The organism is Ensifer sp. ENS09 (genome assembly GCF_014852425.1).
GTDB lineage: Bacteria > Pseudomonadota > Alphaproteobacteria > Rhizobiales > Rhizobiaceae > Ensifer.
The window spans coordinates 257,337-282,367 of sequence record NZ_JACVBP010000005.1; the positions used below are offsets into that span (position 1 = coordinate 257,337).

Consider the following 25,031-nt stretch of genomic DNA (forward strand, 5'->3'; position numbering starts at 1 on the left):
TAAGATCCGCATTGCCAAACGCAACCGAGGAACCAGACCATGCTGACACTCTTTCACGCCCCGCGCTCGCGCTCGTCGCGCATCATCACCCTGCTTCGCGAACTCGACGCCGTGGACAAGGTCGCGATCGAGATCGTCGATATCACTCGAGGCGATGGCAGCGGCCGCAAGGATCCGAAGAACCCGCATCCGGAAGGCAAGGTTCCGCTGCTCGTCCATGACGGCGTCGTGCTCTGGGAGAGCATCGCGATCATCCAGTACCTGACGGATCTCTTTCCGGAAAAGAGGATGGCGCCGGCCGCAGGCGACGCGCAGCGCGGTCGGTACTTGAGCTGGCTTGCCTGGTATGCCGGCGTGGTCGAGCCGGTCCTGATCGCGCAGGCAGCCGGGCTGTCGCATCCCTATCTGGATGCGACCTTCCGAGGCCCGGCTGAACTTGCAGAGCGGCTCGAAAACGCCTTGAAGGACAGTCCCTATCTGATGGGCGACCGCTATACGGCCGTCGACCTTCTTCTGCACTCGCCCTTTGCCTGGTATCCGGCTGCAACGCCTGACAGCGCCTTCGTCAAGGCCTGGGTCGAACGCTGCGGCGAGCGCCCGTCGCTGCAATGGACGACCGACTTCGACACTCGCACCACGGCGGCGGCCTGATCGCTGGCCAAGGCCGCTCCGGCGGGGCGGCCTATTTTCGCTTGAGATTGATCTCGCTTGTCACCACCCGCCTTCCTGAAGCGGGATCGACATCGATGGTTGTCAACCGCATTCCATTGGCGCCGATCTTGCGCAAGGTGAGGTCGGCGCTGCGGTCGCCGTTGACTTCCTTGGCCCAGCGGATGGTGAGGTTGATCGCGTCGCCGCGCCGGCTGCCATTAAGGCCGGCGCGCCCGCCGCGCGGGCCGAGATAGGAGCCGCTATAGGTTGAGCCGGAATAGCGCAGCTTCGCGTCGACCGAGCGTGAGATCACGAGCAGGCCGCGACAGACGCCCTCCATCGACAGTGCAAGGCCGCTGGCCTCGGAATTGAAGCTGCAGGTGACATTGACCGGCGACAGGTTGGTGCGGATGCGCACCGTTCCTGTTCCCGCCCAGTTGCCGCCGAGCGTCTTCAGGAAAGCGCCTTCGTCTGCGCGCGCACCGCCGGCAGCGAGTGCGGTCATGGCGACAAGCAGCAACCATTGGGGCATGGACGCAACCCTCCCTCCAGGGCGTCGATCTTACAAAAAGGGCATCTGGATAACCAGCCGAACGTGTGACGGCGGCGGATGTTCCGTTCGCGGCGTCATATTCCGTGCAGAACTTGCGTGGCTTTCACCGCGGCGGACGCCCGGTTCTCGACGCCGAGCTTCACATAAATCTGCTCCAGATGCTTGGTGACCGTACGTGCACTCAAGCCCAGGATCTCGCCGATGTCGCGGTTCGCCTTGCCCTTGGCGATCCAAAGCAGCACCTCCGCTTCCCTGGGGGTCAAAGCGAAGTGCTGACGCAACACCGCATCGTCTGAGCGACGATTTTCGGCCGTGAGACGGAAGAGGTGTTCATTCGGGCCGATCGAGCCGAGGAAGGATATCTGCAGCGACGACTGCTCGGGCTGGTCGAGCGTGAAACTGCCGTCTTCGGGCGCGCTGGCGCGCAGGCGGGTTGCCATCCAGCCCGCGATGCGCCGGGTGACGATTGCCATGCCATCGTCGCGGCCGGTTGCGGCGTTGACGAGACGCGTTGCCTGCGGCGTCGACCAGCAGACGCTTCCGTCGCTGCGCACCGCGAGCAGATGGCGGCCGGCCGCGTCGAGTGCGACCCTTGCGCTCTGCGCCGAGCGGGCATTGGAGAGATGGACGCGGATGCGCGCCCTCAACTCATCGATGTTGATCGGCTTGGTCAGATAGTCGACGCCGCCGGCCTCGAGTGCGCGCACCACGTGTTCGGTCTCTGTCAACCCGGTCATGAACAGCACCGGCGTCTGGCCGACGGCGGCGTTGCCCTTGAGGCGGCGGCAGGTCTCGAAGCCGTCGATGCCGGGCATGACGGCATCGAGCAGGATGACGTCGGGCGTGATGCGCTCGGCAATCGAAAGGGCAGCGTTGCCGGAGGTCGCGATCAGCACGGAAAAGCCGGATTGTTCCAGCGCTTCCGTCAGGAAGCCGAGCGCCTCCGGGGAATCGTCGACGAGAAGCACGATGTCGCGGCGGTCATTGGTTTCAGCCATGGGCGTTGTCTCCGTTGGCCGCGTTGTTCTTGAGGAAAGCGTCGTAGCCCGAGAGGTCGAAGGCCTGCACATAGGCGCGGGCGGCCTCGGCGAAGGGCTGGTGTTCGGGCTGCAGGGCAATCTCCGTCAGCTTGGCCTCGATGCCCCTGACATAGCCGATCTCTCCAAGGCGGATCAGCTCTTCGACGTGGAAGGCGTCGGGGCGCATCAGCGGTTTTGTGGCCGGTGCCGGGCCGGCTTGCTTCTCCTCTCCCTCGTGAACCCAGGTGAGGCCAAGGTGCACGGCGAGCTTGTCGGCGAGTTGGCCGACGGGGAAGGGCTTGGCGAGCGTGTCGCTGTGGCCGCGGAACGCTCCGGTCGCCGAACCGTCGCCGATATTGGCCGACAACATGATGATCGGCGCGACCTGTCCGCCCTGGCGCAGCCGGTCGACAAGCTCCCAGCCGCTCATGCCCGGCATCGAGATATCGATGAGGAAGAGGTCCGCGCCGAGGTCTTGAAGCAGCGCCAGGCAATCGGCTCCGGACGCGGCGGTCAGCACTGTGAAGTCCATCGGCACGAGGATCTCACGCATGAGGTCACGATGGTCGGCATTGTCGTCGACGACGATGATGGTGCGGCGCGGGCCGAGATAGGAGGTGATGCGGCGCGGGGCTGCGGGAGGTAGCGCACGATCGACCGCCGACAGCATCAGCCGTACCCGGAAGCTGGTGCCTTGCCCCAGCGCACTGGTGACTGAAATTTCGCCGCCAAGCGTCTGCGTCAAAAGCCGCGTGATCGTGAGGCCGAGGCCGAGGCCCGGCATGCTGCCTTGATGTTCGGCCTCGCCGCGCTGGAAGGGATCGAAGATGCGCGGCAGGTCCTTGTCGCCGATGCCGCGGCCGCTGTCGGCAATCGTGAAGGTCGCGACCTGACTGCGATAGGCGACATCCAGACGGATGCCGCCGCGCTCGGTGAACTTCAGTGCGTTGGAAAGGAGGTTGACGAGGATCTGGCGCAGGCGTTTCTCGTCGGTCTTTACATAGCGCGGCAGGCTGGCGGCGCGCTCGTGCTCGAAGCTGATGCCCTTGGCCAACGCCTGCGGCCGGAACATCTCGACGATCTGGTCGAGGAAATCGTGAATGTTGATCTCGTTGGAATAGACCTGCAGCTTGCCGGCCTCGATCTTCGAAATGTCCAGCAGTCCGTCGATCAGGCCGGAAAGATGATCGGCACTGCGCTTGATCACCTTGATCGCGCCCTGGCGCGCCGGCGGGATCGTCTCGTCGCGCTCCAGCACCTGGGCGTAGCCGAGCACGGCGTTGAGCGGCGTTCGAAGCTCATGGCTGAGGCCGACGACGTAGCGGCTCTTGGCGCGGTTGGCGGCCTCAGCCGTTTCCTTTGCCTGCTGCAGGGCAGCGTCGGTCTTCTTGTGGGCGGCGATTTCCTTCAGGAGCAACGTATTCTGCCGGGAGGATTCTTCTTCGGCGACCACGCGGCTGTCATGGGCAAGCACGTAGAACCACGAGACGATACCGGCGAGCACCGCAAAGACGAAGAAAACCACGGTTACGGTGCGCTCGACGACCGCCGCGACCTCCGGGGATGTGCCGGCGGTCTGATGCGCGATCATTGCGAGGATGAGGCCGATACCGGCGATCGACACCACTGCAGAGATGGCGTAGCGGCCGAGCCGCGTCGCGAGCTTTTCCGTGACGGAGCGCGGAAGCAGCGTGTTGGCAACGGTCGCGACCTGAGCGTTGTAGCGCGCCTTCGGCTTGCACATGTCGTGGCAGCGGCTATCGAGCGAGCAGCAGAGCGAACAGATCGGCGCCACATAGGCAGGACACCAGGCCATGTCCTCCGGCTCGAACGGGTGCTCGCAGATCGAGCAGGTGATGTCCGTCCGGTTGGCCCAGCTTCGGCGCGGTTTGCGGGCAAGGTAGAACTTGCCGTCGGTCGCCCAGGCGATCGCAGGCGAGGCGAGGAAGGCGGCGACCAGTGCGATGTAGGGCGCAAGCGAGGCAGCGATTTCGCCGAAGGCGCCGAAATGCGCCGTCAGTGCCACCGTCGCCGAGATCGCCATGGCGCCGAGGCCGACAGGGTTGATGTCATAGAGATGGGCGCGCTTGAACTCGATGCCCGGCGGCGACAGGCCAAGCGGCTTGTTGACGAAGAGGTCGGCCGAAATGGTGCAGAGCCAGGCCATGGCGATGATCGAGAAGACGCCGAGCGTTTCTTCGAGCAGCCGGTAGATGCCGAGTTCCATCAACAGAAGCGCGATCGCGACGTTGAACACCAGCCAGACGACGCGGCCCGGGTGGCTGTGGGTCAGCCGCGAGAAGAAGTTCGACCAGGCGAGCGACCCAGCATAGGCGTTCATGACGTTGATCTTCAACTGCGACACGACGACGAAGGCGACCATCAGCAGCAGTGCTGCCGTATCGGAGGGGATCATGTAGCCGAAGGCGGTGTAGTACATCTGCGCTGGATCGGCGGCCCGGGTCGAAGGCACGCCGGCCGAAAGCGCCAGCACCACCAGGAAGGAGCCTGCAAGCAATTTCGGCGCGCCGACGATCACCCAGCCAGAGCCGGCGAGGAAGACGGCGATGCGATGATGCAGCTTGCGCTGACCATCGGGCGGCAGGAAGCGCAGGAAGTCGACCTGCTCTCCGATCTGCGCCATCAGCGCGAAGATGACGGCCGATGCCGCGCCGAACTCGACGAGATCGAACGGCGCGAAGGTGCCGGGCGGCCCTGAAGCGTGATGCATGCCCGCATAGGCAAGCCAGGCGCCGACCTTCTCCCAATCGGCGAAGGCGATGAAGACGAAGGGCAGGACGTTGAGCACGATCCAGAAGGGCTGCGTGATCAGCTGGAACTTGCTGATCAGCCGCACGCCGTGGGTGACGAGTGGGATGACGACGACGGCGCTCAGGATGTAGCCGATCCACAAGGGAATCCCGAGCGCCAGTTCGAGCGCGCCGGACATGATCGAGGCCTCGATCGCAAAGAGGATGAAGGTGAAGCTGGCATAAATCAGCGAGGTCACCGTCGAGCCGATATAGCCGAAGCTGGCACCACGAGTGAGCAGATCGATGTCGACGCCGTGGCGGATGGCGTAGCGGCTGATCGGCAGCCCGACGGTCAGGATCATCAGGCTGGCGACCAGGATCGCGACGATGGCGTTGGTGGTGCCGTAGGACATGGTGATGGCGCCGCCGATCGCTTCCAGCGCCAGAAACGAGATCGCGCCGATGGCCGTCTGCGAAATGCGCTCGGAGGAAAACCGTCGGGCGCTCTTGGCGGTGAAGCGCAGCGCATAGTCCTCGAGCGTCTGGTTGGCGACCCAACGATTGTATTCCCGCCTTATGGGAATGATGCGCTGGCGTGCCGCCATGGGGGTCCTAACGTGCCGTCGAGGGAACTTATGCCTCTTTTCTTAGCACGGAAGATTTCTGCTTAAAATTGCTGCAAACGAAAAATTTGCGGGAAGGGCAAACTGGGGCGGCCCGTTCCCAATGACCATAGGTCAACGGACGGCAGGCGGTAGCTGATGCCATGGAAACCAATTCAAACGAGAGCAGGAAGCGTGCGTCAGCCCGCGCGGCAATAGATTGGGTTGCTGATCGCCCGGCGGATCGTCTGGCGGGCGATATCCTCCTCGGAAAGCTGCCAGGGTAGGCTTTTGCCGGCGAATGCGTCGCGGAACTCGGCAACGATCGTCTCGCTGCTTGCGACGGCGACGATTTCGGTCCGCAGGAAGCGATCGGGCGAACCGGCATAGTGGCCGGTCCAATCGTCGGCTTCGATCACCTGTTCGCTGACAATGCCCGAGGCGTCGAGCCACAGCAGCCTGTCGCCGACGGCGCCGCGAACCAAAGCCTCTGCAGCCACCGGGCCAGCTACCGTCGATCCCATCGGCTGGCCGTTGGCAACGAGTTCCAGATGCGGCCCGGTTGGGCTTTCCGTGACATAGCCATGGCCTGATTTCATGGCCCCGAGCACGGCGTCTTCGGAAAGCTCGTTGAGATAGAGAACCGTCGTCGGCCGAGCAAGAACCAGCGGTCCCTCGGGCATCAGCCGCGCCGGCTGATGGAAATCGCTGCCGCCGATCGCCGAGATCTTCAGGCCGGAGGCGAGGCGCTGCTGGTAGCGCTCGAGTGACACCCAGTTCCACGCCAGCCAATGGGACTGCCAGACCTCCATGCAGTCGATTTCGGGCAGGTCGTAGTCCCAGGGGATAGTCGGCTTGTCGTGATTGACCGAGATCAGGCCGTCGCTTTCGTGCACCAGGCGCGCGAGTGTGTGGGCGTGCTCGGGTTTCGTCATGCGGAAATCGATCCAGTCGTCGACGCCGAAGACATTGGCGTGGCCGACCGCGGTGGTAATTTCCATGGCACGGACGAAGACGAGGTCGGCGGAGGAATGCGGGTGAAAATAGCGCCGCTGGGTGATGGTGTTGTGGTCGGCAACCGCAAGAAAATCGAGCCCCGCCTGTTTGGCGGCGGCGTGCAACAATTCGGGCGAGCCGGCCGCATCCGAGTGGAAGGTGTGGCAGTGCAGGTCGCCGCGATACCAGCCGGCCTGTCTGCGCACGGGGAAGGTTCTTTCCGGTTGCGGAGCAATCGGACGCGGGCTCTTGTCGAAGTCGACCATCACGCGGATGTCGGCGCCGTCATCGGGGATTTTGTAGAGACCGAGCATCACCTTCCACCGGCCGGGCGGTATCTGGCCGTGAATGTAGCCGGGTGTTGCGTCATCGGTGGCGATGAAGAAGCGGTCGCGCGCCCCGCCGCTCCAGCCGCGAAAGCCTTGGCTGGTCGGGTAGTCGGTCGCCCGCGGATCGAGCGCGCCGAGATCGATGATGCAATCTTCCGCCTTCGGATAGCTTAGCGTGGCGTCGATGCGCGTCACCCCATCGGGCACCTCGAAGGGCATGTAGAAATAGGGATCGGCCGCCTGATGCTGCCGGGTGATCCGCACGGAAAATTCCTGCATGGCGGCCTCAGCACTCGTCGGCGGCGGGAATACGCGCGCCGCTGTCGTCGAAGAGGGTGATGTGCCTGGCGTCGAAGGCGAGATGGACTGATGTTCCGACCTTGATCTCGTCGTCTGTAAAAATGCGCGCGGTGACGCGACCGTTGTCGCCGCGTTCGAACGTGACGAGGCTCTCCGGTCCCATGTTCTCGTTGGCGAAGAGTGCGCCGGAGACCACGTTCGGGTCACCCGCGGCAGCAATGCGCAGATGTTCGGGGCGGACGCCGAGCGTCATCTTGCCTGATTTTGCCGCCTTGACGACGGCCTCGGTGAGGGGGATCGGCGCAAGCTGAAGGCCGTCGGCGCCGAGGTGGAGGGCGCCCTCGCCGATCGATGCTTCGACCGGTACCAGGTTCATCGGCGGATTGCCGACGAAGTTGGCGACGAAGGTGGTTGCCGGTCGGCGGTAGATCTCGATTGGCGGGGCGAACTGAACGATCCGGCCCTTGTCCATGACGGCGATACGGGTCGCAAGCGCCATGGCCTCGGCCTGATCGTGGGTGACGTAGACGGCGGTCATGCCCATGTCGCGCTGCAGGTGGTTGAGGAAGCCGCGCGCTTCGAGCCGGAGCTTGGCGTCGAGGTTCGAAAGCGGCTCGTCGAAAAGATAGACCTCGCTCGGATAGACGAGCGCACGCGCCAACGACGTCCGCTGTTGCTGGCCGCCGGAGATCTGGCTTGGCAGGCGCTTCATCAAGTCGCCGATCTTCAGGACATCGGCGACTTCCTTGGCCCGGGCGTGGCGCTTGGTTTCCTGCTCGCCGCGCACTTTCAAGGGGTAAGCGATGTTGTCGGCGATGTTCATGTGCGGGTAGAGCGCATAGTCCTGGAAGACCATGGATATGCCGCGGTCCTTCGGATGCAGGTAGGTCACGTCGCGTCCGCCGATCATCACTCGGCCAGAGGTCGGGGTTTCTAGACCTGCGATCATGCGGAGGCTGGTTGTCTTGCCGCAGCCCGACGGGCCGAGCAGGCAGATGAATTCGCCATCGGCGATCTGGAAGCTGATGTCGGGCACGGCGACGAAGGCGCCGAAGGTCTTGGAGATGTTCTGGAATTCGACAGAGGCCATGACAGATTTCCGATTACGACTTGATGCCACCGAAGAACCGGAAACCGAATTTCCAATTCACGAAGAGATAGAGGGCGATGACGGGCAGGGAGTAGATCAGCGAATAGGCGGCGAGCAGCGTGACGATCGGCGTGCCGGCCTCCGAATAGAAGGAATAGATGGCGACCGACGCCGGCATCAGCTTGTCGCTGCGCAGCAGGATGAAGGGGATGAGGAAGCTGCCCCAGATGTTGACGAAGGCCCAGACGACGACCACGACGATGCCCGGCCGGATAACCGGCAGCGCCACGTCGAAGAAGGCCTGCAGCGGCGAGGCGCCGGCGACCATGGCGCTCTCTTCATAGGAGCGCGGGATGGCGTCGATGAAATCGCGCAGAATGAACATCGCCGTCGGCAGGAGCCCGCCGGCAAAGACGAGGATGACGGCGAGATGGGTATCGATCAGGCCTGCCGCCGAGATGATCAGGAAGATCGGCACCATCGCCGCCGAGCCTGAAACGACCGACGAGAAGAGCAGCAGGATATAGGTGACGGCACCCTTGCCGGGGATCGGCGAGCGCGAGAGGGCATAGGCGGCAAGCGTCGCCGCCGCGCCGACCAGCAACACGCCGCCTGCCGCCTGGATCAGGCTGTTCAGCAGTGCCTGCATCGCAAACGTGTTCTGGAAGACGGTGGCGAAGTTCGAGAGCGTGAAGGGCGAGGGGATCGCGAGCCCGAGTTCGGCACGGGCGTTGAACGGTGCGAAGATGAACCAGACGAGCGGCAGCGCAAAGACAGTGCCGAGGAAAGTGGCGGCGGCCGCAAAGATCGTGCGCCGCACGAAGATGTTCTGGGTTTTCTTCTGCATCATTCCGCCTCCACCGGCTTCTTGTGGGCAAGCCGAAGATAGACGAGGGCGAATGCCAGGTTGATCAGCATGATGACGACGCCGACGGCAGCGCCCTTGCCGAACTCGAAATCCTTGAACGCGATGCGGTAGGTGTAGATCGAGAGGATCTCGGTGCGATAGGACGGCCCGCCGTGGGTGAGCAGGAACGGCGTGAAGACGTTGAAGGTCCACATGGTGATGAGGATCAGGTCGGTCACGACATGGCCGCGGATCAGCGGCAGCGCAATGTCGCGAAGCTTCTGCCAGGAGGTGGCGCCGGCCACATCTGCCGCCTGGAAATAACTCGGCGGGATCGACTGGAAGGCCGAGTTGAACAGCATCATCGAGAAGGCGGCGCCCCGCCAGGTGTTGAAGAAGACGATCACCCAGAAGGGCTGCTGCAACAGCCAGTCGCCGGGCGGCAGGCCGAGACCGCGCAGGATCATGTTGAGCGTGCCGTTGTCGTAGTCGAGGAAGGCGAACCAGGCGAAGCCGATCACCACCTCCGGCAGGATCCAGGCGGCGATGACGGCGGTTTGCAGGAAGGACTTGAGCGTCGGCGTGACTGTCTGGCTGAGCCAGGCGAGCAGCAGGCCGAGCAGCGCCTGGCCGATCAGGGCCGAGAGCAGCACGAACTGGATCGTCAGGATCAGCGAAAAGCCGAACTGGCCGCGGGTAAAGAAGGTCGCGGGATTGAAAAGTGCGAAATAGTTCTGCAGGCCGACGAAATCGGGATCGACGGCCGTGCGCCCGAGCAGCGTGCGGTTGGTGAAGGAAACGAAGATCACCCAGAAGAAGGGAATGATGACGAAGACCCCGACGAGGGCCGACGCCGGCGCCAGGAAAAGCGCGCCGGCGCGCGTCGAAAGCAGGGAGAATTTCTTCATGCGCGTTTCATGCCCATATCCTGGATCGGAAGCCCGGCCACGGATGGCAGCCGGGCGCTCTGTCGTTGGATCGAAGCGGGATGAGGGCCGCGTTGCGGTCGCATCCCGCATCGGCGCTAGAGCGTGCTGACGGTGTTTTCCTCGCCGACGATGGCGATCACGGCTGCCTTGTACTGGGCCATTGCGTCCTCGGGCGAAAGCTCGCCGGAGACGACGCTTTCGGTCATGCGCTGGATCTCGGTCGAGACCTTGTTGTAGTTGGCGTCGTTCGGGCGGGCCGTGGTGATCGGCAGCAGGGTCGTTGCCGTTTCCGTCAGGAACGGCGAGTTCGGGATCGCCACGTCGTCGCGGATGCGGATGGCCGGCTGGATTTCCTGGAACGCGTCGAGCTGCTCCTTGCTGTTCATGAAGGAGAGCAGCGCCCAGGATTCGGCAGGCGCGTCCGTATGCGGATTGATGACGAAGCCAGTGCCGCCGGACATGGTGACGAAGTCCTGGCCGCGCAGGCCCTTACCCGGTGCCGCGGCCGGCATCTTCTTCCAGGTCATGGTGTTGTCGCGATCGGCGACGGCGAATTCGGCGCCGGGCGCTGTCACCGAGCGATAGAACCAGTCGCCCTCGATGAGCATCGCCGTCTTGCCGTCGCGGAAATTGGCGAAGGTCCGGTTGCGGCCGTCGGCCAGCAACTGCGCGCGCTGGTCGCCGAGCTTGTCGTCGACATAGATGGTCTTGTAGAGCTTCAGCGTGTCGAGAATGCCCTGGCTCGAAACGATGTATTTGCCGCTGTCGTCGGTGACCTGTTCGCCGGTGCCGAGCAGCGCCATCCAGTAGCCCTGCATCGTCGTCGCCTCGCCCATGGAGACACCGGCATTGAGCTGCAGCGGGAAGCTGTCAGGGGCCGCCGCCTTGATCTTGCGGGCGGCGTCGAGCAACTCGTCCCAGGACTTCGGCTGCCAGCTGTCGGCATCGAGGCCGGCCGATTTGAACAGGTCCTTGCGCACGAAGATCATGCGGGCGTCGGTGCCAAGCGCGATGCCATAGGGCTTGCCCTGGTAGCTCATTAGCGCCTTGGTGCCGTCGGAAATATGCTGCCAGCCTTCCCATTTCGGAACGTCTGGGCCGGCCACTTCCTCAAGCGACTTCAGGAGATTGCCCTGGACGAAGCTCGGGATCAGGAAGCCGTCGAAGCCGGAGACATCAGGGCCGGCGCCGGTGGAGAAATCGAGCGCGAGCTGCTGCGTCAGCTGCTCGTCCTCACCGCCGAACTGGGTGAGCTTGACGGTGACGTCCTTGCCTTCGCCCTTCATCTTCTCGGTAAAGGCCGGAATGACCTTCTTTTCGATCCACTCGGCCATGCCGCTGTTTACGCCGCCGATGATGCAGCGGCAGGTAATGTTGAGTTCGGTGGCGCTCACGGGTGCTGCAAAGGCAATGGCCGCGGCTGCGCCGAGCAATAGGGAATGAAACCTGGTACGCATGTTTTCTCCTCCCGGTCGATCCTCTCAAGGACCTATGTGTCTGGCTGCGACAGTCCGTCCCTCCTCCAGGTCCGGCGTCCCGACGACGGTCAAGAATGAACACGCTTTCATTTTTGTCAACACGGATCATGTGTTCCAGGCGCAAAAATTGACGGAATACCTATTCCACTTGACGAAATCGCTGTGTTGCTTTCTTCTGCGAATGAACACGTTTTCATTTTGTGACGGATCGATGAACGAGCGCGCCGACAAGAAAGCTGCCCGAGCCACCGCCGACCAGGTGGCGCGCGAGGCCAATGTTTCCCGCGTGGCGGTCTCGCGGGCCTTCAACCCGAATGCTTCACTGAAGCCGGAGAAACGCGACCGCATCCTGCAGGTGGCGCGGGAGCTCAACTACACGCCCGACATGGCGGCGCGATCGCTGGTGACCGGCCGCTCGCATCTCGTCGGCATGATCGTGCCCGACGTCTGCAGCCCCTGGGAGAGCCAGGAAATCGACGCGTTGACGACGGCGCTGCAGGCGGAAGGCTTCGCCACGCTGCTCTTCAAGGCCAAGGCCGATTTCAGCATGGATCCGCGCCTGCTCACCTATATGCGCGGCTTCAATCCGGATTCGGTGATCGCCTTTACCGAGAACATCCTGCCCGACGTGCTCTGCGGCTTTCTGGACCGCGCCGTGCCGATCTACGTGATCTACGACGACGTGAAGCAGTTTGCAGGGGCTGCCTCCGGCACGCTCTATGACCGCCTGCTCGTGCGGCAGAAGAACGGCATCGAGCAGGCCGTGGCCCTGCTTCAGGGCTATGGCGCGCGACGCATCGCCTATCTCGGCGGCAAGGCGCAGTCGCTTGCCAATGCCGAGCGCGAGCGCACGCTGAAGGAGACGCTGGCCGAACGCGGCATGGACGCGCCGATCGTCCTTGCCGGCGACTACACCTACGACACCGCCTACCAGGCGACGCTCGATCTCTTCAGGATCGGCGAGGGCGCCGATGCGATCTTCGCGGCCAACGACGTCGGCGCCTTCGGTGCGATCGACGCGCTCCGCCACGAACTCGGGCTTTCGGTGCCAGAGGACGTCAAGGTCGTCGGTTTCGACGACATCCCGCAGGCGCACTGGAAGAGCTACAACCTCACCACCGTGCGCATCGACCTCGAAGAGCGCGTGCGTGCGCTCGTCCGCCTCATCCTCATGCGGCTTCGGGCACCCGATGCCGAGCCATTTACCGAGACACTCAACACCCGCCTGATCGTGCGGGGCACCGTCGGCTGAAGGTAGCGAACATGACCGAAAAACGCATTCACGTCGTCTTCAAGACCCATCTCGATATCGGCTTTACCGATCACGCCGAGAAGATCCGCAAGCAATATCACGAGCGCTTCATCCCGCAGGCGATCGAGACGGGCGCGCATTTTTTCAACGAAAACCCGGACGAGCCGCAGTTCATCTGGACGACCGGCGCCTGGCTGATCTGGGATCATCTGAATTCACGTTCGAAGGAGGAGGTCGCCCGCCTGGAGCAAGCGATCGAGCGCGGCCTGATCCGCTGGCATGCGCTGCCCTTCACCACCCATACGGAGCTGATGTCGCCGGATCTTTTCAAGGCGGGGCTTTCCTACGCGCAGGAACTCGACCAACGCTTTGGCCTGAAGACGATCGCCGCCAAGATGACCGACGTGCCCGGCCATACGCTCGGCATGGTGCCGCTGCTCGCGGAAGCCGGCGTGCGCTTCCTGCATATCGGCGTGAACTCCGCTTCGCCGCCGCCTGAAATCCCGGATATTTTCCGCTGGCGGGCGGCGGGCGGCGAGGAAATCGTCGTCATGTACCAGCGCTCCTATGGCGAGACCTATTTCCCCGAGGGTCTCTCCGATGGCCTGAGCTTCGCCCATACCAGCGACAACATCGGCCCGCAGAGCGTGTCGCAGGCGGCCGAAGCCTATCGCGAAATCCTCAGACACGAGCCGGGTGCAACCGTGCGCGCAGCGACGCTGGAGGACTACGGCAAACTGATGTGGGCGGCGCGCGAGCGTTTCCCGGTCGTCGAGAAGGAACTCGGCGATAGCTGGATCCACGGCAGCGGCACCGATCCGGAAAAGATCGCCCGCTATCTGGCGCTGCAGCGGCTCTACGACCGCTTTGCCGGTGAGCGGATGACCGCAAGCCGCCAGGCCTTTGGCCGCAAGCTGGCGCTGGTGGCCGAACACACCTGCGGCGTCGACATCAAATCCTTCCTGCGCGACGAAAAGGCCTGGGCACGCCCCGCCTTCGAGGCGGCACGGAAATCCGATCAGCGCTTCCACTATACCGAGGCCTCCTGGGCGGAGCAGCGGGCCTACCTTGAACAGGCAGTGGCGGAACTAGACGGAGAAGATGCCGCGCGTGCGGGAGCGGCGCTTGTCGAGCTTGCCGCGCCACCGTGTCCTGAACCCGCGAATTCTGCCACTCGGCTAAAGGTGGGCGGCTGGACCATCGACCTCGATCCGGCCACAGGGGATGTCGCCGCCTTGACCGCGCCCGACGGCCGGACGGTCCGTGGCGACGATGGTTCGCTGATCGCCTATCGCTACGAAAGCTACGATGCCGGCGACGTGCGGCGGCATATGGATACTTACCTGACCCAATGGATGGACTGGGCGGTGCTTGATCACGACAAGCCCGGGCTTGCCAATGTCGCCGAGGCCCGGTCCCGGACTTATGCGCCCAGGCTTCGGGGTACGACGGCGACATCGATTGTCGGGGAAATGCCCATCGAGGCTGTGGAGCAATTGGGTGCGCCGGCCGAAATCGCCATCGACTTTTCCGCTGGCAAGGACGGCCTAGACATCCGGCTGACGCTTTACGGCAAGAACGCCAACCGTATGCCGGAAGCGAGTTTCCTGTCGTTCACGCCCGAGGGGCGTTCCGCGTGGGGTGTGCGCAAGACGGGGCATTGGCATGCGACCGACAATTTTGCCCGTGCGGGGGGTGCGCAGCTGCAGGCGGTCACGGCTGTTCGCGGGCAGACGGAAGCGGGTGTAGAGCTGCTAGTCGAAAATCTCGACACGCCGCTGGTTGCGCCGCAGTCCTGGCCGTTCATGGCCTTCTGCAAGGACTTGCCCGACTACTCCTCAGGCGTCCGCTTCAACATCCACAACAACAAATGGGGCACCAACTTCCCCATGTGGTGGGGCGGCAACTTCACCACGCGCTTCAAGCTCAGCTTCAGCGGTCGGTAATCGTCAGCGACTGCGGAGTGGTGGAGGGCTCGTCTTCGTTCGGGTGAGCCGATCCCGTCTCCCGTTGGAGGCACCAGATGTCGACCGGAAGGCGGCGACCCGGCAGCACGACCGCCTCGTGCGATATCCATGCGGCCTCCGGTGCGGGTCCTTGAAGCCGGCACATCAGCGAGGCGGAGACGACGAGCGGCACCTGCAGCGTCTTGGTCATGGATTCCAGGCGCTGGGCGACGTTGACCGCATCGCCGATGACGGTGAATTCGCTGTGGCAGCCGCTGTCGAGAACGCCGCCGACGACGGTGCCGTAGTGCAAGCCGATGCCGGCATCGAGCGCCGGATGGTTGTTGCGCGCGTTGTGGTTCTTCCAATCCGTGAGGATGTCGACGAGATCGAGTGCGCAGGCAAGCGCCCTGTCGGCATCGTCTTCCTTTGGCCTTGGCTGGCCGAAGACCGCCATGACGCCATCGCCGATGAACTTGTCGACCGTACCGCCGTGTTCGAAGATCGTCTGCGAGACGAGCTGGCGGTATTCGGCAAGCACGAAGGCGAGCTCAGGTGCCGGCGCCGCCTCGGCAAAGCTGGTGAAATCGCGCAGGTCCACGAACATGATTGCGGCGCTGCGCCGCTCCAGGCCGAGCACATCGCCTTTCTCCTGAAGCGCGGAAACAACCAGCGGCGAGAAGAAGCGCGAGAGATTTTGCCGCCGCTGGTCGGCCTTCAACGCTTCCTTGCGCGTCCGGTCGTGGTCGCGCGCAAGAAGATAGATGGCAAAGGCGGTGAAGCCGAAGCTCACGGTCAAACCAAGATCCTGGTTGAAGAACGCTCCGAGCAGCGAAAGCGGACCGGACGCATCGTGCCTTGCCGCAGTCATGGCCAGCATCGTTACCCAGGATAGGAGCACAATGGCGGAAAAGAGCAGGACCAGGCCTCGCTCGAGCTTGAGGCCGACATGGACGAGCAGGATAAAGGCGACGACGAGGCTGGTCGTCGTCAGATTGTGGTTGGCCGTTACCGGACCGGCCAGGATATGGGCGTAGAGCAGCAGCGCGACCAACAGCGCATCGAGAACGACGAAGAGGGTCGTCAGCGCGGTGCGGCCGGGCAGATGACGCGCCGTCGCCACCGACGCCACGCTGATGGCGAGATAGCTGACGACGACGACCGCGTGCATGCGTTCTGCACCCGCATTGCCGCCGAGCAGCAGGCTTGCCAGCAGGATTGCGAAAGCAACGAAGCGCAGGGTGAGCGAACGCTTCTCCCGGGCAGAATCCCAATGCGGATGAAGTGAGGACGTCATGTCTTTCGGCATTCCCCTACGTCAACGGCCGGCGATAGCCGCTCTGCTACCAGTCGATTCGCGTCGAATATGTGGCGTGGCCGAACGCCCGCTGACCTGCGGCCAGATTAGGTTCTAGAGCTTCCAACGTTGGGAAGGTCAAGGCCGCTGCCATCGTTGCGATGCAACTGCCCGCGACGAGGCGACCTCTCGCGTTCCTCTTTGCCCCCGGCGCCTACGTAGAATGACGTATGTGCAGTGCAGCGTGGCTGTCCGATGATCCCATCAAGCAGCGGCTAGAAGCACCGAAAGGCCAGTTGCTCCAGAACGAGAGGGGTTCCATCAGATGACTATCAAGGCAAGCGTGACCGGCGCATTCCTGGCCGCTATCCTGTCGACGACGGCGTTCAGCGGCGCCTTCGCCGCGGACGACACGATCAAGGTCGGCATCCTGCATTCGCTCTCCGGCACCATGGCGATTTCCGAGACGACGCTGAAGGACGCCATGCTGATGCTGATCGACGAGCAGAACAAGAAGGGCGGCCTGCTCGGCAAGAAGCTCGAGGCCGTCGTCGTCGACCCGGCGTCCGACTGGCCGCTCTTTGCCGAAAAGGCGCGCGAACTGGTCTCGGTCGACAAGGTCTCGGCGGTTTTCGGTTGCTGGACGTCGGTCTCGCGCAAGTCGGTTCTGCCGGTGTTCGAGGAGCTGAATTCGATCCTATTCTATCCCGTCCAGTACGAGGGCGAGGAAAGCCAGCGCAACGTCTTCTACACAGGGGCTGCACCGAACCAGCAGGCGATCCCGGCCGTCGACTATCTGATGGAGAACGAAAGCGTCGAGCGTTGGGTGCTCGCAGGCACCGATTATGTCTACCCGCGCACGACCAACAAGATCCTCGAAGCCTATCTGATCGCCGAGGGCGTGAAGCCCGAGGACATCATGATCAACTACACGCCGTTCGGTCATTCCGACTGGCAGACGATCGTCTCCGACATCAAGAAGTTCGGCTCGGCCGGCAAGAAGACCGCCGTCGTCTCGACCATCAACGGCGATGCCAACGTGCCGTTCTACAAGGAACTGGCGAACCAGGGCGTCAAGGCCGAGGACATCCCGGTCGTTGCCTTCTCGGTCGGCGAAGAAGAGCTTGCCGGCCTCGATACCGGCCCGCTCGTTGGCCATCTCGCCGCCTGGAACTACTTCCAGTCGGTCGACACGCCGGCCAACGCCGAATTCATCAAGACCTGGAAAGCCTACACCAAGAACGACAAGCGCGTGACCAACGACCCGATGGAAGCGCATTACATCGGCTTCAACATGTGGCTGAAGGCGGTCGAGAAGGCTGGCACGACCGATACGGACAAGGTTCTGGACGCGATGATCGGCGTCTCCGTGCCCAATCTTTCGGGCGGCTATTCGACGATGATGCCGAACCACCACATCACCAAGCCGGTGCTGATCGGCGAGATCCAGGGCGACGGCCAGTTCGAGACCGTCTGGGAAACGCCCGGCCTCGTCGTCGGCGACGAATGGTCCGACTATCTGACCGACTCGAAGGACCTGATCTCCGATTGGCGCGCACCGATGTCCTGCGGCAACTTCAACATTGCCACCGGCAAGTGCGGCGGCAAGGGCTCCTGATTTCATCACCTAGTCAAAGGCCGGGCGGCTTGCCGCCCGGACAGTGATTGCATGACGAAAACTTGAGACAGGCATGCCCTTCGTTCGGCGGCGCGCACGAGCGAAGGGAGCCTGCCTGGGGCGATGACGGGTTTGTGCATGCGCCGCATGACCGGACCCGGACGAGGGGGCCATGTACCGAATTCTGCAGATCCTGTTTGTTGCGCTGTGCCTGGTGATATCCGCCCATGTGGTCGGTGCCCGCGCAGCCGAGGACCTCGGCCCGCTGATCGACCAGCTGGGCAGCGCAAAACTTTCCGACATGGACGACCACATAGCGGCGCTGGCCAAGACCGGCGACGCGAAGGTCATTCCGGTGCTTGAGGCCCTGGGCGAGGGCGAGCTTTACCAGCGCAAGTCCGACGGCAAGGTCTTCCTCGTCAAGACGCAGGGCGCGGACCTGTTGCTCGTCGATCCCGTGAGCGCCGCCGATTCCGGAACTGCACCGAAGGCGACGATGCAGAAGGTAAAGGTCAACAACGCCGTGCGTCGTGCCGTTCGCAGCGCGCTCGGAGGCCTTACGCTCTCCAGCGAAGACACCGGCGCGCGCATGAAGGCGGCGCAATCCATGCTGCAGACGCCGAATGCCGATGCGCTCGAGGCGATCGAAACGGCGATCGCGGCTGAGAAAGACGGGACTGTGCGCAAGGTTCTCGATGAGGCCCGCGCGGTGACGCTGCTCGTCTCGGATCGCCCGGACGATCAGAAGCGGCAGGCGATCGCGCTGCTTGCCGAAGGCAACGGACGCAAAGGTCTAGCCGTCCTGACCTCTGCTCTCGCCACTGCCGATGTTTCCCTCAAACCCGATATCGAGGCGGCGATCGCTCGGATCGAGCAGACCCAGGCCTTCTGGGGCGCCGGGCAGAACGTCTGGTACGGGCTGTCGCTCGGCTCCGTCCTTTTGCTGGCGGCAATCGGCCTTGCCATCACCTTCGGCGTCATGGGGATCATCAACATGGCCCATGGCGAGATGGTCATGCTCGGCGCTTACACGACCTTCCTCGTGCAGGAAGTCATACGCAATGCCTATCCCGGCCTCTTCGACTGGTCGCTGGCGATCGCGCTGCCACTTGCCTTTCTCGTGACCGGCGCGGTGGGCCTTGCAATCGAGCGCGGCGTCATCCGCTTTCTCTATGGCCGCCCGCTCGAGACGCTGCTTGCAACCTGGGGCATCTCGCTCATCCTGCAGCAGTCGGTGCGTTCGCTCTTCGGGCCGACCAACCGCGAGGTCGGCAATCCCTCCTGGATGTCCGGCGCGTTTGATCTCGGCGGGCTGACGATCACCTGGAACCGCCTCTGGATCATCATCTTCGCGCTGGCGGTATTCGCCGCCCTCCTGTTCCTGCTGAAGAAGACGCCGATGGGGCTTCGGATGCGGGCCGTGACCCAGAACCGGCGCATGGCGTCCTCCATGGGTATTCGCACGCCGCTCGTCGATGCCCTGACCTTCGCGCTCGGCTCCGGCATCGCCGGCATGGCTGGCGTCGCGCTCTCGCAGATCGACAACGTCTCGCCCAATCTCGGACAGGGCTACATCATCGACAGCTTCATGGTTGTCGTCTTCGGTGGTGTCGGCAATCTCTGGGGCACGCTCGTCGGCGCCTTCTCGCTCGGCATCCTCAACAAGTTCCTCGAGCCCTATGCCGGCGCCGTGCTCGGAAAGATCCTCGTTCTGGTGCTGATCATCCTCTTCATCCAGAAGAAACCGCGCGGCCTCTTCGCACTCAAGGGAAGGGCGGTGGAAGCATGATCACCTCGTTTCTGATGAAATCAGCAGACCGCAGCATCCTTGCGGTCGTGGCGATCCTTGTCGGCTTCGCCATGCTCGTCCCGGCGCTCAATCTCTTGACCGCGCCCGACCATCCGCTGCATGTGCCGACCTATCTGGTCTCGCTGTTCGGCAAGTATCTGACCTACGCGCTTTTGGCGCTGGCGCTCGATCTCGTCTGGGGTTTCTGCGGCATCCTTTCGCTCGGGCACGCAGCCTTCTTCGCGCTCGGCGGCTATGCCATGGGCATGTATCTGATGCGCCAGATCGGCGCGCGCGGCTCCTACGGCAATCCGCTGCTGCCGGATTTCATGGTGTTCCTCAACTGGAAGGAACTGCCGTGGTTCTGGCACGGCTTCGACATGTTCTGGTTCGCCGCCCTCATGGTGGTTCTGGTGCCCGGGCTGCTCGCCTTCGTTTTCGGCTGGTTCGCCTTCCGCTCGCGCGTCAACGGCGTCTATCTCTCGATCATTACCCAGGCGATGACGTACGCGCTGCTGCTCGCCTTCTTCCGCAACGACATGGGCTTCGGCGGCAACAACGGCCTGACCGACTTCAAGGATATCCTCGCCTTCAACATCCAGGCTAACGGCACGCGCGCCGCCTTGTTTGCTGCCTCGGCGCTGATGCTGGCGCTCTGCCTGATCCTGACGTCGGCGGTCGTGCGTTCCAAGTACGGCAAGGTGCTCGTTGCAGTCCGCGACGCGGAAAGCCGAACGCGCTTCCTCGGCTATCGGGTCGAACATATCAAGCTTTTCGCCTTCACCGTCTCGGCAATGATGGCCGGTATTGCCGGCGCGCTCTATGTGCCGCAGGTCGGTATCATCAATCCCGGCGAGTTCGAGCCCGGAAATTCGATCGAGGTGGTGATCTGGACGGCGGTCGGCGGGCGCGGCACGCTGATCGGCCCGATCGTCGGCGCGATCCTCGTCAATGGCGGCAAGAGCATCTTCACCGCGGCGTTTCCTGAATTCTGGCTTTTTGCGCTTGGCGGCCTCTTCGTGCTCGTCACCCTGTTCCTGCCGAAGGGCGTCGTCGGAACGGCCGGCGGCTACCTTGCCCGCCGTCGTGCGGAGCGCAAGGCGCGGGCAGCTGAAACGCCGGACAATCTGGCCGGTGAACCCATGGCGGCGGAGTAACCACATGAACCAGACAATCGGGCAGACCAAGCCGACCAGCCTTCTCTATCTCGACGGCGTCTCCGTCTCCTTCGACGGTTTCAAGGCGTTGAATGCGCTCTCCTTCGTTATCGAGCCCGGCGAACTCCGAGCGATCATCGGCCCGAATGGCGCCGGCAAGACGACGATGATGGATATCATCACCGGCAAGACCCGGCCGGACGAGGGACAGGTGTTCTTCAAGGGCGAGATCGACCTGACGAAAAAGGACGAGGCGGAGATCGCCTCGCTCGGCATCGGCCGCAAGTTCCAGAAACCGACGGTGTTTGAAAGCCACACGGTGTGGGACAACCTCGAACTTGCGCTCGACCGCCAGCGCGGTGTGTTTTCGACGCTCTTCTATCGGGTGACGGCCGAGGACAAGGCGCGGATCGAGGAGATCCTTGCCATCATCCGCCTCTCTTCGCGTCGGGGCGATCTCGCCGCCAATCTTTCGCACGGCCAGAAGCAATGGCTGGAGATCGGCATGCTGCTTGCGCAGGAGCCGGAGCTGCTGTTGGTCGACGAACCGGTCGCCGGCATGACGGATGCGGAAACTGCGGAAACGGCCGTCCTGTTGAAGGAGATCGCCAGGACCCGTTCCGTCGTCGTCGTCGAGCACGACATGGGCTTTATCCGTGAACTCGGGGTCAAGGTCACTTGCCTTGCCGAAGGCGCGGTGCTGGCGGAAGGCTCGATCGATTTCGTCAGCAGCGATCCGAAAGTGATCGAGAACTATCTTGGCCGGTGATGGTTCACACCGAAAATCTTCAAGGAGGGCGCGCCATGCTCAGCGTCGAAAACGTCAATCTGCATTACGGCGCCGCGCAGGCGCTGCGAAACGTGTCGATCACGGCCAAAATGGGCAAGATCACCTGCGTGCTCGGGCGCAACGGCGTCGGCAAATCGAGCCTGCTTCGGGCAATCACCGGCCAGCATCCGGTCAGCGCCGGCGCGATCGGCTTCAACGGCGCGGCACTCGCCGGCATGGCGCCCCATCGGCGGGCAAAAGAAGGCATCGGCTACGTCCCCCAGGGGCGTGAGATCTTTCCGCTGCTGACGGTCAAGGAAAACCTGGAGACCGGTTACGCACCACTGAAGCGCGGCGACCGCTCGATACCCGAGGACGTCTTCAACCTGTTCCCGGTTCTGCGCTCGATGCTCGGCCGTCGCGGCGGTGACCTCTCCGGCGGCCAGCAGCAGCAGCTGGCGATCGGCCGGGCGCTGGTGACACGGCCGAAGATCCTGGTGCTCGACGAGCCGACCGAAGGCATCCAGCCCTCGATCATCAAGGATATCGGCCGGGCGATCCGCTATCTCCGGGATTCGACCGGCATGGCGATCCTCTTGGTCGAGCAATATCTCGATTTCTGCCGCGAGCTCGCCGACCACGTCTACATCCTGGACCGGGGCGCTGTTGTCCACGAGGGCGCACCCGAAACGCTGGACACCCCAGAGGCGCGGAGACACCTGACGGTGTGATCGCATCCTGAACAGCGGCGCCTGAGGCGCTCCGACGCTGGATTTCGTGCCGCTTGAGGCAAGCGACTGCCGGTTTTTGCGGCAAAACCTCCTGCTCAAGTGAGTGGAAACTCCCCGCTGCCATAAAAGCGCCTTCTAAAATCACTAAATCTATGCAGTAACTGACGTATTTTATTGAGAATGGTGCAGTTTGGGTGTAGGACATCCTAAGCGAAAGAGTGCGGCCGTCACAACCCGTTACCCCCGGTAAATGCCGCGGGAAGGGGCGTTGTGGCGGCTTTCCTTGTTCAGGAAAGTGAAGTGACATGTTGACCAAAAAAGGAAAATACGGGCTCAAGGCCCTTGTCGACCTGGCTCAACTGGAGCCCGGAGAGACCGCCTTCATCACCGAGATCGCCACGCGGAACAATATTCCGAAAAAGTTCTTGGACGCGATCCTGCTCGAACTGCGCAATGCCGGCATCCTGCGCTCGAAGAAGGGTCCGGGCGGCGGCTATTCGCTTTCCCGGCCGGCCTCCGACATTCGTATCGGCCAGGTCATCCGCACGCTCGACGGCCCCCTGGCGCCGATCCGCTGCGCCAGCCGCACTGCGTTCGAGGCCTGCGACGACTGTGCCGATCCGGTCAACTGTCATGTGCGCAAGTCGATGAGCAACGTTCGCGATGCGATCGCCTCGATCCTCGACAACATGACGCTGGAGCAGTTCGCCGCCAACGACAACGCCTCCGAGATCGTCGCCTTGAAGGACGCGGAAGCCGGTTGACCTCGTCCGCTGTGCCTGCGATCGCGCGATGCGACCGAACAATCGCGGCGTCAGAGCTTTCTGATGATCGCGGCGGCCACTGGTGGTGCTATGATTTCGAGCAGGCGCAGCAGCCGTGCCTTGCCGACATGGATGCGGGTGGCGCCCGGTTCGAGCGCGTGCAGGATTTCCTTTGCCGCATAGGCTGCGCTGATCTTTCCCTTCCCCCGCCCCGAGGTCATCGGGGTATCGACAAGCGGCAGCACCACATCGACCACCCTGACCGCGCCTGCCCGGTTCTGGACGGAGAGCGCGTCCGAAAACATGCGCAGCCCCGCCTTGGTCGCGCTGTAAACCGCAGACGTCGTCTTCGGATGGCAGGCGAGCGCTGAGCCGACATTGACGATGACGAAAGGGCGTCCGGGCGTCTTTGGCAGAAGCAGCCGCGACAGCAACATCGGCGCAAGCAGATTGGTATCGACCTCGTCGGCGATGTGCTCGACGTCGTAGTAGGGGTCATCGAAGCGGACATTGTGCTGGATGGCCGCGTTGTTGATGAGACCGTCGATCGGATCGCCAGCCAGCGCGCTGCCACAGGCGATGGTCGCGGCCCGATCGCGGAGGTCCACCACCCGGGTTTCGATCCTCCGGTTTCGCAGGGCCAAGTCCTCCAGCCGCTCCCGGTCGCGGCCAAGCGCGACGACATCGTGCCCGCCCGCAGCCAGTTGCAGTGCGATCTCCCGGCCGATTCCCGAGCTTGCCCCGGTGACGACGTAGCGTGCCATGTGATCTATTTCCCGTTGTTGCGCAGTCGAATCTGCAATGGGGGGACGGGGATGGCATTAACCGAGGTTAAGCGCGGACAGGGCGCTGCGATTTCGCTGTTCGAGCGCATCGCCGGGCACCCGTTGCCGCAGGCGGAGCGGCTGGCCGAGGCGATCCAGGTGCGCTGCATCAGGGCCGGCGAAACCGTCTTCCATCAGGATGAGCCGCATCCCTATGTCTACGTGATCGAAAGCGGCCTGGTGAAGCTCACCTATCTGCGTGCCGATGGCGAGGAATGGATCAAGTCCTTCGCCATCGAAGGTCGGTTCTTTGCCAGCCTCTCGGCCCTGGTGCCTGCCGGGCGGGCGAGCTTCTCGGCGGTTGCGGTCGAAGGTGGGCGTCTCGAGAGATTTCCGTTCGGGACGCTGCAGGCGCTGGCCGATGCCGATCTCGGCTGGTCGCGGATGATCCGAAGCGCGCTGATGATGCTGGCTGAGCGCAAGGAGCGCCGCGAACGCCAGTTCCTGACGCTGGATCCCGCAGAACGTTATCGCGCACTGCTCGTCGAGGAACCGGAGGTGGTCGCGCGCGTGGCGCAGAAGGACCTCGCCGGCTATCTCGGCATCACCCCGGTCGGCCTCAGCCGCATCGCCAAGCGCGTGCGGGCGGAGGCCGGCGCCCAAGCTTAACCCGGGTTAATGCGCGGCATCCGACAAGGAGCGATACCAGCCGCCGTTGCAAAACGGAGGCTCATCTTGACCAAACAGAAAACGGCATCGGATTTCCTGCTCTTCCTCAGATCCTGGGCGGCAAGACCGCTGGAGGTCGCGGCGATCGCCCCTTCGAGCAGGCGGCTGGCGGCTGCCATGACCACCGAGATCGGCCCGCTCTGCGGCAACGTGCTCGAACTTGGGCCTGGCACCGGAGCCTTCACGCGGGCACTGCTGCGCAATGGTGTCTACGAGGACAATCTCATCCTGGTGGAACGCAATCCGGCTTTCGCGACGCTGTTGCGGGAGCGGTTCCCGAGTGCGACGCTGATCGAGGGCGACGCCCAGCACCTGGCGCTGCCGGCAGTGAAGTCGGTCGGGGCGGCGATCAGCGGCCTGCCGCTTCTGTCCATGCCGGCGCAGACCGTGCGGGCGATCCTTTCGTCGGTCTTCCATCACCTTGCCGAGGACGGAAGCCTGTTCCAGTTTACCTATGGACCGCGATGCCCGATCTCGCCCCGCGTTCTGGACGAGCTTGGCCTCAAGGCTTCGTTCCGGCGCTGGGTGCCGCTCAACCTGCCGCCTGCCAGCGTCTATCGCATTTCGCGGAGCTGCGCCTGAGGTGGGCAGTCTCATTACCTTGACGGCGCGCGCCGGCTGGGCTGGTAGGACTTTCTCGGCCTCCTGCCCAAGTCGGAATTCATTTG

The 25,031-nt window shown here is 63.5% G+C and carries 21 protein-coding genes; 11 read left to right on the plus strand and 10 right to left on the minus strand.

What is annotated here, in order from left to right:
* Window positions 1–39 precede the first annotated feature (39 nt).
* Window positions 40–651, plus strand: coding sequence for a glutathione S-transferase family protein (locus IB267_RS25715; RefSeq protein WP_192450328.1), 612 nt, complete (start codon window positions 40–42; stop codon window positions 649–651).
* A gap of 31 nt (window positions 652–682) precedes the next feature.
* Here the strand turns inward: IB267_RS25715 and IB267_RS25720 are convergent, their stop codons facing one another.
* The 8 genes from IB267_RS25720 to IB267_RS25755 form a co-directional block, all read right to left on the minus strand.
* Complete coding sequence (locus tag IB267_RS25720) at window positions 683–1,183, minus strand: hypothetical protein (RefSeq protein WP_192450330.1); 501 nt, start codon at window positions 1,181–1,183, stop codon at window positions 683–685.
* Between the two features lie 95 nt (window positions 1,184–1,278).
* Window positions 1,279–2,202, minus strand: coding sequence for a response regulator transcription factor (locus tag IB267_RS25725; RefSeq protein ID WP_192450332.1), 924 nt, complete (start codon window positions 2,200–2,202; stop codon window positions 1,279–1,281).
* Window positions 2,195–5,581, minus strand: a complete 3,387-nt coding sequence (locus IB267_RS25730) for an ATP-binding protein (protein WP_192450334.1) — start codon at window positions 5,579–5,581, stop codon at window positions 2,195–2,197. Before IB267_RS25730 ends, IB267_RS25725 begins: the two co-directional genes overlap by 8 nt.
* A gap of 197 nt (window positions 5,582–5,778) precedes the next feature.
* Window positions 5,779–7,182 (minus strand): CehA/McbA family metallohydrolase, encoded by a 1,404-nt coding sequence (locus IB267_RS25735; protein WP_192450336.1) that lies wholly within the window; start codon window positions 7,180–7,182, stop codon window positions 5,779–5,781.
* Window positions 7,183–7,189: 7 nt separating this feature from the next.
* A complete protein-coding gene (locus tag IB267_RS25740) occupies window positions 7,190–8,293 on the minus strand; it encodes an ABC transporter ATP-binding protein (protein ID WP_192450338.1) in 1,104 nt (367 codons plus the stop codon).
* 13 nt (window positions 8,294–8,306) lie between these two features.
* Window positions 8,307–9,143: a carbohydrate ABC transporter permease gene (locus IB267_RS25745; protein WP_246810841.1), complete on the minus strand. Its 837-nt coding sequence runs from the start codon at window positions 9,141–9,143 to the stop codon at window positions 8,307–8,309.
* Window positions 9,140–10,048: a carbohydrate ABC transporter permease gene (locus IB267_RS25750; protein WP_043617508.1), complete on the minus strand. Its 909-nt coding sequence runs from the start codon at window positions 10,046–10,048 to the stop codon at window positions 9,140–9,142. The genes IB267_RS25745 and IB267_RS25750 overlap by 4 nt, the downstream gene beginning before the upstream one ends.
* A 116-nt stretch (window positions 10,049–10,164) precedes the next feature.
* Window positions 10,165–11,526 carry an extracellular solute-binding protein gene (locus IB267_RS25755; RefSeq protein WP_192450340.1) on the minus strand — a complete coding sequence of 454 codons (1,362 nt, stop codon included), beginning with the start codon at window positions 11,524–11,526 and terminating at the stop codon, window positions 10,165–10,167.
* A 232-nt stretch (window positions 11,527–11,758) separates the two neighbouring features.
* Here IB267_RS25755 and IB267_RS25760 point away from each other — a divergent pair, with 232 nt between their 5' ends.
* Both IB267_RS25760 and IB267_RS25765 read left to right on the plus strand, forming a co-directional pair.
* Window positions 11,759–12,799: a LacI family DNA-binding transcriptional regulator gene (locus IB267_RS25760; protein ID WP_029742798.1), complete on the plus strand. Its 1,041-nt coding sequence runs from the start codon at window positions 11,759–11,761 to the stop codon at window positions 12,797–12,799.
* Window positions 12,800–12,810: 11 nt separating this feature from the next.
* On the plus strand, window positions 12,811–14,745 hold the full coding sequence (locus IB267_RS25765; protein ID WP_192450341.1) for a DUF5054 domain-containing protein: 1,935 nt from the start codon (window positions 12,811–12,813) through the stop codon (window positions 14,743–14,745).
* On the opposite strand, the gene IB267_RS25770 is transcribed toward IB267_RS25765, so the two are convergent.
* Window positions 14,732–16,042, minus strand: coding sequence for an adenylate/guanylate cyclase domain-containing protein (locus IB267_RS25770; RefSeq protein ID WP_192450343.1), 1,311 nt, complete (start codon window positions 16,040–16,042; stop codon window positions 14,732–14,734). The two genes, IB267_RS25765 and IB267_RS25770, sit on opposite strands and share 14 nt — an antisense overlap.
* 325 nt (window positions 16,043–16,367) lie before the next feature.
* Here IB267_RS25770 and urtA point away from each other — a divergent pair, with 325 nt between their 5' ends.
* The 6 genes from urtA (at window position 16,368) to IB267_RS25800 (ending at window position 22,870) form a co-directional block, all read left to right on the plus strand.
* Window positions 16,368–17,660 (plus strand): urea ABC transporter substrate-binding protein, encoded by a 1,293-nt coding sequence (gene urtA, locus IB267_RS25775; RefSeq protein ID WP_192450345.1) that lies wholly within the window; start codon window positions 16,368–16,370, stop codon window positions 17,658–17,660.
* 172 nt (window positions 17,661–17,832) lie between these two features.
* Window positions 17,833–19,449: an urea ABC transporter permease subunit UrtB gene (urtB, locus tag IB267_RS25780; RefSeq protein ID WP_192450347.1), complete on the plus strand. Its 1,617-nt coding sequence runs from the start codon at window positions 17,833–17,835 to the stop codon at window positions 19,447–19,449.
* Entirely contained in the window at window positions 19,446–20,606 is a 1,161-nt protein-coding gene (gene urtC, locus IB267_RS25785) for an urea ABC transporter permease subunit UrtC (protein WP_192450349.1), read from the plus strand. Before urtB ends, urtC begins: the two co-directional genes overlap by 4 nt.
* Before the next feature lie 4 nt (window positions 20,607–20,610).
* The gene (urtD, locus tag IB267_RS25790) at window positions 20,611–21,375 is read left to right on the plus strand and encodes an urea ABC transporter ATP-binding protein UrtD (protein ID WP_192450350.1); all 765 of its coding nucleotides are present in this window, start codon (window positions 20,611–20,613) and stop codon (window positions 21,373–21,375) included.
* 35 nt (window positions 21,376–21,410) lie between these two features.
* Complete coding sequence (gene urtE / locus IB267_RS25795) at window positions 21,411–22,106, plus strand: urea ABC transporter ATP-binding subunit UrtE (RefSeq protein WP_192450352.1); 696 nt, start codon at window positions 21,411–21,413, stop codon at window positions 22,104–22,106.
* 305 nt (window positions 22,107–22,411) lie between these two features.
* Window positions 22,412–22,870 (plus strand): Rrf2 family transcriptional regulator, encoded by a 459-nt coding sequence (locus tag IB267_RS25800; protein WP_192450353.1) that lies wholly within the window; start codon window positions 22,412–22,414, stop codon window positions 22,868–22,870.
* Window positions 22,871–22,920: 50 nt separating this feature from the next.
* On the opposite strand, the gene IB267_RS25805 is transcribed toward IB267_RS25800, so the two are convergent.
* On the minus strand, window positions 22,921–23,634 hold the full coding sequence (locus IB267_RS25805) for an SDR family NAD(P)-dependent oxidoreductase (RefSeq protein WP_192450355.1): 714 nt from the start codon (window positions 23,632–23,634) through the stop codon (window positions 22,921–22,923).
* Between the two features lie 51 nt (window positions 23,635–23,685).
* Here IB267_RS25805 and IB267_RS25810 point away from each other — a divergent pair, with 51 nt between their 5' ends.
* A complete protein-coding gene (locus tag IB267_RS25810) occupies window positions 23,686–24,303 on the plus strand; it encodes a Crp/Fnr family transcriptional regulator (RefSeq protein WP_192450358.1) in 618 nt (205 codons plus the stop codon).
* 66 nt (window positions 24,304–24,369) lie between these two features.
* Entirely contained in the window at window positions 24,370–24,945 is a 576-nt protein-coding gene (locus tag IB267_RS25815) for a class I SAM-dependent methyltransferase (RefSeq protein WP_210336007.1), read from the plus strand.
* Window positions 24,946–25,031 lie beyond the last annotated feature (86 nt).

Bases quoted from the DNA above. Each gene is read 5' to 3' on its own strand.
- urtB (WP_192450347.1), top strand. From the start codon at position 17,833: ATGTACCGAATTCTGCAGATCCTGTTTGTTGCGCTGTGCCTGGTGATA.
- IB267_RS25735 (WP_192450336.1), bottom strand. From the start codon at position 7,182: ATGCAGGAATTTTCCGTGCGGATCACCCGGCAGCATCAGGCGGCCGAT.
- IB267_RS25755 (WP_192450340.1), bottom strand. From the start codon at position 11,526: ATGCGTACCAGGTTTCATTCCCTATTGCTCGGCGCAGCCGCGGCCATT.
- IB267_RS25765 (WP_192450341.1), top strand. From the start codon at position 12,811: ATGACCGAAAAACGCATTCACGTCGTCTTCAAGACCCATCTCGATATC.
- IB267_RS25800 (WP_192450353.1), top strand. From the start codon at position 22,412: ATGTTGACCAAAAAAGGAAAATACGGGCTCAAGGCCCTTGTCGACCTG.
- IB267_RS25770 (WP_192450343.1), bottom strand. From the start codon at position 16,042: ATGACGTCCTCACTTCATCCGCATTGGGATTCTGCCCGGGAGAAGCGT.
- urtE (WP_192450352.1), top strand. From the start codon at position 21,411: ATGCTCAGCGTCGAAAACGTCAATCTGCATTACGGCGCCGCGCAGGCG.
- IB267_RS25750 (WP_043617508.1), bottom strand. From the start codon at position 10,048: ATGAAGAAATTCTCCCTGCTTTCGACGCGCGCCGGCGCGCTTTTCCTG.
- IB267_RS25725 (WP_192450332.1), bottom strand. From the start codon at position 2,202: ATGGCTGAAACCAATGACCGCCGCGACATCGTGCTTCTCGTCGACGAT.
- urtA (WP_192450345.1), top strand. From the start codon at position 16,368: ATGACTATCAAGGCAAGCGTGACCGGCGCATTCCTGGCCGCTATCCTG.
- IB267_RS25805 (WP_192450355.1), bottom strand. From the start codon at position 23,634: ATGGCACGCTACGTCGTCACCGGGGCAAGCTCGGGAATCGGCCGGGAG.
- IB267_RS25715 (WP_192450328.1), top strand. From the start codon at position 40: ATGCTGACACTCTTTCACGCCCCGCGCTCGCGCTCGTCGCGCATCATC.
- IB267_RS25730 (WP_192450334.1), bottom strand. From the start codon at position 5,581: ATGGCGGCACGCCAGCGCATCATTCCCATAAGGCGGGAATACAATCGT.
- urtD (WP_192450350.1), top strand. From the start codon at position 20,611: ATGAACCAGACAATCGGGCAGACCAAGCCGACCAGCCTTCTCTATCTC.
- IB267_RS25740 (WP_192450338.1), bottom strand. From the start codon at position 8,293: ATGGCCTCTGTCGAATTCCAGAACATCTCCAAGACCTTCGGCGCCTTC.
- IB267_RS25760 (WP_029742798.1), top strand. From the start codon at position 11,759: ATGAACGAGCGCGCCGACAAGAAAGCTGCCCGAGCCACCGCCGACCAG.
- IB267_RS25745 (WP_246810841.1), bottom strand. From the start codon at position 9,143: ATGATGCAGAAGAAAACCCAGAACATCTTCGTGCGGCGCACGATCTTT.
- urtC (WP_192450349.1), top strand. From the start codon at position 19,446: ATGATCACCTCGTTTCTGATGAAATCAGCAGACCGCAGCATCCTTGCG.
- IB267_RS25720 (WP_192450330.1), bottom strand. From the start codon at position 1,183: ATGCCCCAATGGTTGCTGCTTGTCGCCATGACCGCACTCGCTGCCGGC.
- IB267_RS25810 (WP_192450358.1), top strand. From the start codon at position 23,686: ATGGCATTAACCGAGGTTAAGCGCGGACAGGGCGCTGCGATTTCGCTG.